Source organism: Rheinheimera faecalis, assembly GCF_021290965.1.
GTDB lineage: Bacteria > Pseudomonadota > Gammaproteobacteria > Enterobacterales > Alteromonadaceae > Pararheinheimera > Pararheinheimera faecalis.
This window is the reverse complement of sequence record NZ_JAJOYT010000012.1, coordinates 15,921-27,840: the sequence shown is the minus strand read 5'-3', so window position 1 is coordinate 27,840 and position 11,920 is coordinate 15,921. Positions and strand designations below refer to the sequence as shown.

General features: G+C 47.3%; 12 protein-coding genes. 3 read left to right on the top strand and 9 right to left on the bottom strand.

What is annotated here, in order from left to right:
- Positions 1-46 precede the first annotated feature (46 nt).
- Positions 47-1,495 carry a protein adenylyltransferase SelO gene (locus LSG34_RS16935; protein WP_233010289.1) on the bottom strand — a complete coding sequence of 483 codons (1,449 nt, stop codon included), beginning with the start codon at positions 1,493-1,495 and terminating at the stop codon, positions 47-49.
- 179 nt (positions 1,496-1,674) lie between these two features.
- On the opposite strand from LSG34_RS16935, the gene LSG34_RS16930 reads away from it, so the two are divergent.
- Positions 1,675-1,992, top strand: a complete 318-nt coding sequence (locus LSG34_RS16930; protein ID WP_233010288.1) for a c-type cytochrome — start codon at positions 1,675-1,677, stop codon at positions 1,990-1,992.
- Here LSG34_RS16930 and recQ read toward each other — a convergent pair.
- A complete protein-coding gene (recQ, locus tag LSG34_RS16925) occupies positions 1,974-3,785 on the bottom strand; it encodes a DNA helicase RecQ (protein WP_233010287.1) in 1,812 nt (603 codons plus the stop codon). The two genes, LSG34_RS16930 and recQ, sit on opposite strands and share 19 nt — an antisense overlap.
- A 114-nt stretch (positions 3,786-3,899) precedes the next feature.
- Here recQ and LSG34_RS16920 point away from each other — a divergent pair, with 114 nt between their 5' ends.
- Positions 3,900-4,352, top strand: coding sequence for a thioesterase family protein (locus tag LSG34_RS16920; RefSeq protein WP_233010286.1), 453 nt, complete (start codon positions 3,900-3,902; stop codon positions 4,350-4,352).
- A gap of 20 nt (positions 4,353-4,372) precedes the next feature.
- On the opposite strand, the gene LSG34_RS16915 is transcribed toward LSG34_RS16920, so the two are convergent.
- Both LSG34_RS16915 and LSG34_RS16910 read right to left on the bottom strand, forming a co-directional pair.
- On the bottom strand, positions 4,373-5,269 hold the full coding sequence (locus tag LSG34_RS16915; RefSeq protein ID WP_233010285.1) for a MotB family protein: 897 nt from the start codon (positions 5,267-5,269) through the stop codon (positions 4,373-4,375).
- Positions 5,250-6,008: a flagellar motor protein gene (locus tag LSG34_RS16910; protein ID WP_233010284.1), complete on the bottom strand. Its 759-nt coding sequence runs from the start codon at positions 6,006-6,008 to the stop codon at positions 5,250-5,252. Before LSG34_RS16910 ends, LSG34_RS16915 begins: the two co-directional genes overlap by 20 nt.
- Before the next feature lie 237 nt (positions 6,009-6,245).
- Here LSG34_RS16910 and rarD point away from each other — a divergent pair, with 237 nt between their 5' ends.
- Complete coding sequence (gene rarD, locus LSG34_RS16905; RefSeq protein ID WP_233010283.1) at positions 6,246-7,151, top strand: EamA family transporter RarD; 906 nt, start codon at positions 6,246-6,248, stop codon at positions 7,149-7,151.
- Positions 7,152-7,261: 110 nt separating this feature from the next.
- On the opposite strand, the gene LSG34_RS16900 is transcribed toward rarD, so the two are convergent.
- The 5 genes from LSG34_RS16900 to LSG34_RS16880 form a co-directional block, all read right to left on the bottom strand.
- Positions 7,262-7,675 carry a VOC family protein gene (locus LSG34_RS16900; RefSeq protein WP_233010282.1) on the bottom strand — a complete coding sequence of 138 codons (414 nt, stop codon included), beginning with the start codon at positions 7,673-7,675 and terminating at the stop codon, positions 7,262-7,264.
- 12 nt (positions 7,676-7,687) lie between these two features.
- On the bottom strand, positions 7,688-8,365 hold the full coding sequence (locus LSG34_RS16895; RefSeq protein ID WP_233010281.1) for a hypothetical protein: 678 nt from the start codon (positions 8,363-8,365) through the stop codon (positions 7,688-7,690).
- A gap of 144 nt (positions 8,366-8,509) precedes the next feature.
- The gene (gene recG, locus LSG34_RS16890) at positions 8,510-10,591 is read right to left on the bottom strand and encodes an ATP-dependent DNA helicase RecG (RefSeq protein WP_233010280.1); all 2,082 of its coding nucleotides are present in this window, start codon (positions 10,589-10,591) and stop codon (positions 8,510-8,512) included.
- Between the two features lie 99 nt (positions 10,592-10,690).
- Positions 10,691-11,488 (bottom strand): substrate-binding periplasmic protein, encoded by a 798-nt coding sequence (locus LSG34_RS16885; RefSeq protein WP_233010279.1) that lies wholly within the window; start codon positions 11,486-11,488, stop codon positions 10,691-10,693.
- Between the two features lie 39 nt (positions 11,489-11,527).
- Positions 11,528-11,920 carry a RidA family protein gene (locus LSG34_RS16880; RefSeq protein WP_233010278.1) on the bottom strand — a complete coding sequence of 131 codons (393 nt, stop codon included), beginning with the start codon at positions 11,918-11,920 and terminating at the stop codon, positions 11,528-11,530.

The following is an 11,920-nucleotide window of genomic DNA, read 5'->3' as shown; positions in this document are numbered from 1 at the left end:
CGGTACAATAAAACTGTTAGTTGTTTCGTTATTCATAAAACTTCCGTTAACTGCTACAGGAAATATCCATACCTTTACCCCAATCCGGTGGTGGTGCGGCAAAGGTCTCTTTACCTGGCTGCAACTGGTAAGGTCTTTGTAAGACCAACATCAGTTCATGTAATGGGGCCGTATCTCCTTGTTCTGCCGCTTCAATAGCTTGCTGAGCCAGGTAATTACGCAGAATATATAAAGGGTTGACGCTGTTCATTTGGGTTTTACGTTCAGCTGTTGTAGCGGATTCCTTCGCCAGGCGCGCGCGATATAATTCTGCCCACTGGTCAAAAGCCACAAGGTCCAGCATATGATCGCGAATGGACGACCCTGTCGCATCGTCCGAAAAATCAGCCAGACGGCGGAAACTCAAAGTGTAATCCTGCTTTTGTTGTTGCAATAACGCCAGCCATTGGCCTATTAAAGCGCGATCTGTGGGCTCTATGGTTGCAAGACCCAGTTTTTTACCCATCAATGCCATGTAATGGCTGACCAGTGTCGGTTCATACAAACCAAGCGCAGCACGTAAATCCTCTACTGCAATCAAAGGCGATAACGCATGAGCCAAAGCATTGAGGTTCCATAAACCTATACCAGGTTGCTCGTCAAAGGCATAACGGCCACTGTGATCCGAGTGATTGCAGATGTAGCCCGGTTGATAGTCATCCAAAAAGGCGTAAGGGCCATAATCAAAACTAAGACCTAAAATCGACATATTGTCGGTATTCATCACTCCATGATTAAAACCTACAGCCTGCCACTGGCTTATTAGCTCCGCTGTGCGCACTACCACTTGTTGCAACATCGCCAATGCAGAGTTTTCTGCGTTCAGGCAATCCGGGAAATGCTGCTGCAGCGTAAAGTCGACCAGACGCTGCAACTGGTTTTTATCCCCAGTGTAAAAACAGTGTTCAAAGTGGCCAAAGCGAATATGGCTGGGACAGACCCGGATCACCATGGCACCTTGTTCTATGGTTTCTCGTTGTACAGGCTCGTTGCTGCCGACCAGACTTAAAGCTCTGCTGGTGGGAATACCTAAATGATACATGGCTTCTGAGGCTAAAAATTCGCGAATGCTGGATCGTAATACAGCCCGGCCATCACCAAAACGTGAATAAGGGGTCCGGCCAGCACCTTTTAAATGCAGGTCGTAATTTTTGCCGTCAGCACCTTTGACATCCCCCAATAGCAAACCCCGGCCATCGCCCAGCTCAGGATTGTATTGACCAAACTGATGACCGGCATACTTTTGTGCTATCGGCTTGCTGCCGTCAAACAGCTTTTTACCACTTAAGTAGTCTGCAGCATCATCCTGCTGAAAAAATGCCGCAGGGATTTGCAATAAAGCCGCAGTATCAGCGCTGTAAGCTAAGAGTTTAGGCTCTGCAAAAGGAGTCACGGCTACAACACTGACTAAGTCAGGTAAACCCGAGGCATAGGTGGAACTTAAAAGAAATGGCATAACAAACCCCAAAACGGCAATGGCCCATTGTCCTTGCTGTACCTGCTTAGCTCAAGCGCTTTTTGTTGTGGCTTTGGCTGAATTTAATCTTCCAGCTTGTATAAACAAGTACTTAGGTCTTTAATGGAAAAAACATAGTAAAAATAAATCAAAGTCCACTTTCAGGGAGAATAACAATAATGCGATTTATGCCTTTGATAGTATTAGTTTTAGTAGGGTTGTCTGCACCAGTTTTAGCTCAGGATGCAGTAGCAGGAAAAACCAAAGCTGCGGTCTGCTCGGCTTGTCACGGTGCTGAAGGGATTTCGGTATTACCGGATTACCCTAACTTAGCAGGGCAAAAACAGAAGTATCTGGAAACATCCATTAAAGCTTATCGTGATGGCGGACGTAAACATGCGGTGATGTCGCCTATGGCTGCTGGCTTGTCTGACGCGGATATTCTGGATTTAGCTGCGTATTTTTCTGCTTTGCCGGCTCAGTCGCCTGCTAAATAATCGCTGATTAAATCAAGGAAATCAGCGCCATAACGGCCTAGTTTAGTTTGGCCTACACCACTGATGGCTAAAAACTCCACGCTGTTGGTTGGGCACGCCTGCGCCATTTCTATTAGCGTTGCGTCTGAGAACACCACAAAAGGTGGTACGTCATCGCGTTCCGCTATGGCTTTACGTAACACTTTTAAGCGGGCAAACAGTTTACGGTCGTAGTTTTGTGGTGCTGTGGTTTTACTGCTACTGGCTTTGGTTTGCACCAGACGTGGCACTGCCAGTTGCAAACTTTGCTCTGCGCGTAATACAGCCCGTGCTGCTTCTTGCAGCTTAAGCACCGAATGCTGGCTGATATCTTGTTGCAATAAACCACAATGCACTAACTGGCGCAAAATGCTCAGCCAATAATCGTGGGATTCATCTTTTCCTATCGCATAAGTAGACAGCTTGTCGTGGCCCAGCTCATGAATACGGCTGGTCTGACTGCCACGTAGTACATCAATGACATGGTTCATACCAAAACTTTGATTGACACGATAGACGCAGGACAGCGCTTTTCTGGCCAATTCAGTGCCATCAAATTGCTTGGGTGGGTCGATACAAATATCGCAGTTGCCACAAGGTTTCTGGCTGGATTCGCCAAAATAATTCAGCAGCACTAAACGCCGGCAGGTTTGAGCCTGAGCAAAAGCAGCCATCTGGTTAAAACGCTGCAAAGCCACTTCGGTTCTGCTGTTGTTTTCGTCTTTTTCGATCCAGCTGCGCATCCGGGCTATATCGGCAGGGTCAACCAGCATCAAAGCTTCGGCTGGCACACCGTCACGGCCAGCCCGGCCTGTTTCCTGATAATAAGCTTCAATGGTGCGCGGCAATTCAAAATGGATCACAAAACGTATATTGGATTTATTCACGCCCATACCAAAAGCCACAGTGGCGATAATCAGCTGAATTTGGTCTTTTTTAAAGGCTTCCTGTACTGAATTACGCTGCTCATTGGTTAAACCTGCATGATAAGCCGCCACCTGAAAACCTTTACCAGCCAGTTGCTCGGTCAGCTCGTCGACCTTACGGCGTGAGGCACAATAAATAATGCCACTTTGTTGTTCCTGTTGTTTCAGGTAATTGACCACCTGTTCCAGTGGACGGAATTTTTCTTGTACTGTGTAACGGATGTTAGGCCGGTCAAAACTGCCCACAGAGACATAAGGCTGCTGCAAATTCAGCTGGCGGCTGATGTCCTTTTGCGTGGCCGGGTCTGCTGTGGCCGTGAGCGCCATCATAGGCACGTGTGAGAAATACTGCTTGAGCTGCGCCAGTTCAGTGTAATGGGGTCTGAAATCATGGCCCCACTGAGAAATACAATGCGCTTCGTCAATCGCAAATAAACTGACACCCACTTCCGCAAGGCGCGACATAAAGTCCGGTTGTAATAAACGCTCAGGCGCCAGATACAACAGCTTGAGTTGCTGATTACGTAAACGCCGGATCACATCCTGAATTTCTTCTCTGCTTTGGCTGCTGTTAATAAATTCAGCCGCTATACCATTGGCCTGCAAAGCGTCGACCTGATCTTTCATCAGCGACATTAGAGGTGAAACCACCACAGTGACATAAGGCAATAACAACGCAGGTAACTGATAACACAGCGATTTGCCGCCCCCTGTTGGCATCAGTACAAAAGTGTCCTGACCGCTCAGGCAAGCCTGGATCACCTCCAGTTGTCCATGACGGAACTGGCTGTAACCAAAAGCTTGTTTTAAGGTGTCGAACAATAGTTGTGGCAAAGGACAAGGCTGCATTATGAAAAATCTGGCGCATTGTAATCAAAACTACAGATGCTGTCTTGGGCATTGTGTCATTGACTGTGCTGGAGTAGATTGCATACTGCTCTTACCAGTGAAGTTGAGAACCTTATGCACGCCGATCAATTATTACCTTTTATCGCCGATACTTTTGACCAAATGCCTTTTAATCGTTTGTTAGGTTTAAAAGTCACCCGTTTTGACGAGCAGCAAGCCGAAGTACGTTTTGATTGGGCGGGCCAGTTGGTGGGTAATCCGGTGCAGCAAATTTTACATGGTGGCGTCATAGCTTCAGTGCTGGACGTGGTGGGCGGATTAATGGCAGTGTCCAGTGCTTTAACCAGACTGGGTGATATAGCTGACGCCGAACTGGCGGAAAAGCTGGGAAAAATGAGCACTATAGATATTCGTACCGATTACTTAAGACCAGGCCGTGGCCAGCAGTTTATTGCTACAGCTCAAGTGATCCGCACTGGCAATAAGGTTTGTGTTTGCCGGATGGAGTTACACAACGAACAGGGCACTCATATCGCTTTAGGCACTGGTACTTATCTGGTGGGATAAAGACTTATCCCACCATCAGGTTAGCCAGGTTTTGCTGTTTGCTCTACAGTGACAGCTTTGACTTCTTCAGCTTCGCCCTGAGTCACTACGATTTCAATACGGCGGTTTTTGGCCCTGTTTTCAGGGCTATTGTTATCCACCAAAGGCTTAGTATCGGCCCGGCCTTGCGCAATGATGCGATTTGGCTGAAGCCCTTTGTTTTTCAACATTTCCTGCACTATAGCCACTGCCCGCAGTGAGGACAGCTCCCAGTTATTTTTATACAGGCTGTCAAACTCCTGCAGATTGTCGGTATGACCTGTAACCACTATGGTGCCGGGGATATCTTTTAATACAGTGGCTATTTCATCTATCAGTGGGGCAAGCCGTGGCTGCAGGAAGGCAGAACCGGCCGGAAACAAAGTGGTATCCGTGATGCGGATCAGTAGCTGCTGCCCTAGTTGTTCTACTTCAACCCTTTTGTTCTGAAACTGTTTCTGCAGTTTTCCCAGCATTTCTTTTTGATCTTTACGTTTACTGACCATGGCCGCAGACTGATTTTTTTGCAGATCTTCAGGGGCATTGATTTCAGCATTGCCAGCGTTCAGATCTATCGCCGCTTCAGGGATCAGACTTTCTTTGGTTGTCTCCGAAAGGTCTTGTTTATTCTCTTCTTTTTTCTCAACCAGTGACTTTTGTTCGACCTCTAAAATGCCGGTACCGCCTTCTAATACAGGATTTCCCACAGGGCGGCTGATTAAACCCACTTTGCCCATAGAGTCCATAAAGGCTTTGACCATTGCATTGTATTCAGACTGTTTGGCCATAGCGAAAGAATAAAGCACTACAAAAAGCGCAAACAGCAGTGTCATGTAGTCGGCGTACGAAACCAGCCAGCGTTCATGGTTCTCAGGCGGTTCAGGCTTTTTCTTTTTCATCTTGGTGCTGACCTGTAAACGCCGCTAAGCGAATTTGAAGTTGTTGAGGGGATAAGCCATCGGCAATGATGATAATGCCGGTCAGCGTCATGATTTTGTAGTTACGGATCTGACTGGCGAATAATTTGTAGCGGTTACCAAAAGGCAAAAACATCAGGTTGGCAAAAGCGACACCATAAATGGTCGCAACAAAAGCAACAGCTATACCGCCACCCAATTCGTCAGGCTTATCCAATAACCCCATAGCGTGAATTAAGCCCAGTACAGCACCTACTATGCCCATAGTCGGGGCATAACCGCCCATGGCTTCGTAAAACTTTACTGTATGCTCAATTTCTTCCTGTTCCATCTCGATTTCCTGTTCAAGGGTTTCGAGAATGTAATCCTTATCAAAACCGTCGACCAGCATACCTATACCGCGTTTAAGGAAAGGGTCGTCTAAGGTATCCAGTTTTTCTTCAAGGGCCAGAAAGCCGCCCTTGCGGGCTTGGGATGCCATGTCCTGCAGCAGTAAGCTTCGTTCTTGCATATCCAGCCGCAGTGGAATAATAAGCCAGATAAAACGTTTACCGGCTTCAATCACGACGTGAAAAGGGAATTGAGTCAGGGCAGCACCAAAGGTAGCACCAATCACAATTAAAAAAGCAGGCAGATTGAGCAGGGCCCCCGGATGTCCACCTTCCAGCAAGTTCCCGCCTACAATACAGATCAGCGCAACAATAATACCGATAAAACTCATTGCTTTACCCTATGGATCTCTTTACCCCAGAATAGCGGTTCTGCTTCCTTGGGTGCAATGCTGATCCTGACTTTTATTTTTAGCTCCCCGCTGTTTTATGGATAGGTTTCAGCCTGTTTTGATCAGTTTGCGGCCAAGAGTGAAAGAGCTGGCTTGAGTTGCCTTACCTTTGTTGCTGGCGTCACGTACAATGCGCGTTCTTAAACCAGAGTATTCTGGCTGTTCAAGGGGATAATCATGACCTTAAGTCCGGCGCAAAAACTGGGTGGTGCCTTTGCCGCTGGCGCTTATACCTTGTGGGGTATAGCTCCGCTTTATTTTAAACAAATCGACTTTGTACCAGCGCAGGAAATTCTGATCCACCGCGTGGTCTGGTCTTTTGTGTTGCTGGTGCTGATTGTGTTTGCGATGCAGCAATGGAGCAAAGTACAGCAGATTTTAGCCCAGCCTAAGCTGGTGCTGGCTTTGTTAGGCACTTCACTGATTTTAGGTGGTAATTGGGGTTTATTTATCTGGGCTGTGAATAACCATCATATGCTGGATGCCAGCCTGGGTTATTACATTAACCCTTTGCTGAATGTGCTGTTGGGGATGTTTTTCCTCGGTGAGCGTTTGCGTAAATTTCAGTGGGTTGCATTGTCGCTTGCTGTTACTGGTGTGGTGATCCAACTGGTCACTTTTGGTTCAGTGCCATGGATAGCTTTGACTTTGGCCAGTACCTTTGCACTTTATGGTTTATTCCGCAAAAAGCTGGCGATAGATGCCATTACCGGACTCTTTATTGAATCCTTACTGTTATTACCTTTGGCTTTGTACTACTGGTGGCAGTTTGCCGACAGCAGTGCAGTTGATTTGAGTCAAAACAGCTGGAGTTTAAACTTATGGCTGATGGCGGCGGGTTTTGTTACTACTGTGCCTTTATTGCTGTTTATCGCAGCTGCTAAACGTTTGCAGCTGTCGACTATGGGCTTTTTTCAGTACATAGGCCCAAGTTTTATGTTTGTATTTGGCGTCTGGTTGTACAACGAAACGCTGACCACAGCCAAGCTGGTGACTTTTGGTTTTATCTGGCTGGCGCTCATTGTCTATTCACTCGATGCCTGGCTGGCTTTACGGAAAAAACCAGCAGTTCAGATCCTTTAAATTACCCAAATTAATTAAAGCAGCAGCTAGGCGACAAGCGATGGCGACCCCAAGAGCATAGTGGTCTTATGCGACTGGGGCGACAGAGAGTAGTCAACAACGCTGCGGGTTTAAGTAAGAAGGGTGGGCGGGCCTTTAATTTCGACTGTATTGCCTTCAGGATCCTGAATATAAATCGACGGACCCTTACCTTCGGCGCCATAACGCGATTCCACTGGCCCTGATGTTACGCCTTTGTTCTGAAAATGCTGCTGCAAAGCTTCTGGGTCAAAAGGCTCAATACGCAAACACAAATGGTCCATATTATGCCCCTCAAGGCCAGGTGCTTCGCCTCCTTGTTGTCCGAGCGGTTGTTCGACCGGCACTAAGTCAATCAGGCTATTACCTGCTCTTAACTGATACAAACCTAAGTCAGTTTCCTGTCGTTCCAGAGTGCAGCCCAATACTTGCTGATAAAAATCCAGCATCAGCTGCAGGTTTTTCACTCTAAGCACTACATGGTCTAACTGCAAAATACGAAACATAGTTGGTTCACGTTATGAGTTCTTTGGGTTAAACAATAGCAGAGCTGTGATACGAGCTGCTAACTCAAGCTGCGTTTGTGCTGATAAATTTGGTCTGAGCCAGACGCGACCTTTGTTTAACACTTCTACCTGAGCTATCGCACCTTGTTCGTCGGTTAATAGATAACCGGCAGGTTCAAGGGTGGGGTAAGCCGTTCTGTTTATTTGATGTAATGAACGGATCTTGATAGTGCGATCTGACAACTCACTATGTCCAACAAACTGCTGATCCCATTCAGGGTTCAAATAAAAAGTGTTGTCTGTAGCACCTTTAATGCCACAAGCCAGAGCCGGCTTTTGGCCTGTATTCGACTTTATGGGCCATTGCGTTATTTTTGTTAAGTGGTTGCGTCCAATGCATTCCAGATACTGCCATTGCTGTCCGTCTGTTACGGAGAACTGATAACTTTGAGTTTGCTGATTGGTGGGAAACCCTAAGATAGCTAAGCCAAAACCTGAGGTTGGAGTTTGCTGTGGACTTGCGGTATGCCACTGACCAAAACTCAGATCAGTGTTCCATTGTCTTGGTTCTGTAGACACAACCTGATAGGGCGTCAGCGTCTGGAATGCTTTAATGCTTTGAAGTTGTCCGGCATGGCTGTTGGAAATTGCGGCTGCAGTGAAAACTGCAATTGCGCTGAATAGTCGCATTATTTTATTTCCTGCTGTGAGGTTTAATTCAGAAGCTGCATCCTTGCATCAGAAGTACTGAACCTGATTTTTTGAGTTCGATGAATATAAGCGACAGAGGTTTAGTGTTTCTGTAATTGAAAGTAGGAAATTGTCATAAAATTGTCAGGCTTGAGCGTAGATCTCTTTAAAGCCTAACCAGCGGCGGATCAGAGGAGGGCAGTTTTGGTTGTATTGTTGCCATAACAATGCAGCGGCCTGTTGAGCTGCCGGAATAAGCTGTGCGTCCCGGCTTAAATCGGCGATGCGGTAACTCACCTGGCCTGTTTGTTTGGTGCCCAGCAGTTCTCCTGGGCCACGAATTTCCAAATCACGTTGTGCTATGACAAAACCATCATTGCTTTCTCTAAGCACAGACAAGCGGGCCTGAGCTGTGGGCGATAAAGGCGCGTGATACAGCAGTACACAATGGGAGACTGCACTGCCACGACCGACACGGCCTCGTAACTGGTGCAATTGAGCTAAGCCTAAACGTTCCGGGTTTTCGATGATCATTAAGCTGGCGTTGGGTACATCAACCCCTACTTCAATCACAGTAGTAGCGACCAATAAATCCAGCTCACCGGCTTTAAAATCCGCCATCACCTGCTGTTTTTCAGCGGCTTTTAAACGGCCATGCACCAAACCTATCCGTAAATCCGGTAAAGCTGCTGTTAGCTCGACCGCTGTCATTTCTGCGGCCTGGCATTGCAGCTGCTCTGACTCTTCAATCAAAGTACAAACCCAATAGGCTTGCCTGCCTTGATTCTGCACCACTTGCCGCACCCGCTCTGTCACTTCACCACGCCGGCTATCTGGCAATACCACAGTAGTCACAGGAGTACGACCTGGTGGTAGTTCGTCTATCACAGAAGTATCTAAATCGGCATAAGCTGTCATGGCTAAAGTGCGGGGTATAGGTGTGGCTGTCATCACCAGTTGATGTGGGTAGAAGCCAGTATCCGCGCCTTTTTCCCGTAGCTCTAAGCGTTGATGTACGCCAAATCTGTGCTGCTCATCGATAATGACCAACGCCAGTTGCTGAAACTGCACTTGCTGCTGAAACAACGCATGAGTGCCGATCACCATTTTTGCTTCGCCACTTTGAATGGCCGCCAGTTGCAGCTGCTTTTGTTTAGCAGAGGCTTTACCAGCCAGCCAGGCAATTTGATAACCCAGAGGCTCCAGCCAGGCTTTAAAGGTATTGGCATGTTGTTCTGCCAACAGCTCTGTTGGCGCCATCAGCGCAACCTGAGCACCACGACTCAATACAGTTAAAGCCGATAAAGCAGCGACCAACGTTTTACCAGAGCCTACGTCCCCTTGCACTAAACGTAACATAGGTTCGGTCTGCGCTAAATCATGGCGAATTTCGTTAATGACCCGCTGCTGAGCTCCAGTTGGCGCAAAAGGTAAAGCCGCTAAAAACTGCTGATTTTGTGTTTCATCCACTACAAAACTGCGGCCTTGTTGCCCCCGGCATTGCTGGCGTAATTGCAGCATCGACAGCTGCTGCGCCACTAATTCTTCAAAAATCAGCCTTTGCTGCGCCGGATGTTGGCCTAGTTCCAGCAGTTGCAAGGAGGCATCTGGTGGTGGCCTGTGCAGGTAAAATAACGCATCGGACAAAGACCAGCTGTTCTGACCCAGCACTGGCGCTAAGTATTCAGTCGGGCTGCTGCGCTGCAGTATCTGCAAAGCCGCATCTGTTAAATTGCGCCAGCTGTTTTGTTTTAAACCTTCGGTGCTTGGGTACACAGGGGTCAGCGTCTCAGCGACATCCTGGTCCTGATCGTCTTTTAATACTTTGTATTCGGGGTGCATCATTTCAAAACCCCGCATGCCCCGTTTTACTTCACCAAACACTCTTAAGGTGACACCTGGGATGACGGCATTTTTTTGTGCTGCATTAAAATGGAAAAAGCGCAGGGTTAAATGACCTGACCCATCTCGAATGGACACCAGCCAACTGCGTCTTTTACCAAAGGTAATTTCGCTGCTGATCACTTCGCCTTGCACTGTCGCTGTTTGTTGTGGCCATAAATCGGCTATGGGGTAAAGACGGGTGCGGTCTTCGTAACGCAAAGGCAAGTGGAACAGTAAATCCTGCACACTCTGAATACCCAGTTTATGCAGCAGCTCACTGACTTTGGCGCCAACGCCTTTTAGCTGGCTGACGGATAGGCTATCCAGTGCTGTTACTGTCAAGAGAAAGACCAAACTAAGTGACTGATAACAAGCAGTTTAACCTGTGATAGCCAAGAGGCATAGCCACAGTACTGTTTTAGCTCTGTGTCAGGGCTGCTTTTACTGTTCAGAGGGGGAGTCAGACAGGTAGGTAGGGCCATGTTTGAGTGGGTCAAAAGCATAGAGTTTTTTTACCGTACCATCCTGCACCATAGATTCTATAGCTTGCTCGATACGGTCTTTTAACGCCAGATGCGAACTCTTTTTCGATAAACCTATGTTGATAAAACGTTTTTCCACCACGGAAAAATCAACTGGAGCTCTTTGAAATTGAAAATGCAGGTCTTTATGGTCAGCTATCACATCCAAAGAGCTTTGAGTGGGCGCTACTAACGCATCTACTCTGCCACGTTGTAACATTTCAAAGCCTGTTTCTATGCTGTCAATTTCAACATGACGCCTGGAGGTTTTAATCAATTGCATCAGGCTGGGGTGATAAGCGTAATTGCGCACAGTAGCCAGAGTTAAAGAGGCCAGCTGATTAAAGCTACGGATTTGACGTGGATCATCCCCTTTTAAATACAGGGATTCAGGAATACGTTCGTTGTAGGGCAGCAGGTACATATATTCTGCCCGCTCTTCGGTAAAGTTCAGATTACTCATTAAATCGGCTTCGCCTGTCTGCATTTGGCGAAAGCAGCGGGCGGAAGGCGTTTTAGGACTGAATTGCAACTGAAAACCGGCACGTTTAGCCAGTTCCCGCATTAAATCAACTGAAGGTCCGTACGGGGCTTTACCTGTTTCATAGGCATGAAAACGTGAAAAATGATCCAGACACCAGGTGAGGACTGGTGTCTCTGCAGCCGCTGTCAGGCGTGGAAAAGCCAACAGCAAAAAACAACACAGGATTTTATTCACTCAGTTCGCCTTACCAGACTGAAGCCGCAGTTATCCCCGTTAGTTCGTCGATGGCACTTCCATCACGCCATCAATTTCAATCTGAGCGCCACGGGGTAAAGCACTGACCTGTACAGCAGCACGAGCCGGATAAGGTGCACTGAAGTGTTTGCTCATAATTTCATTTACGGTAGCGAAGTTGGACAGATCAGTCAGGAAAATATTCACTTTGACCATATCATTTAAGCTGCCGCCTGCTGCGTGGCAAACTGCAGCCAGGTTTTCAAATACCTGCTGAGTTTGTTCAGCAAAATTTTCAGACACCATCTGCATAGTCTCTGGAACTAAAGGGATCTGGCCAGATAAATACACAGTAGTGCCAATTTTGACGGCCTGGCTGTAAGTACCAATAGCGGCAGGGGCTTTATCTGTACTGATGATCACTTTTGACAT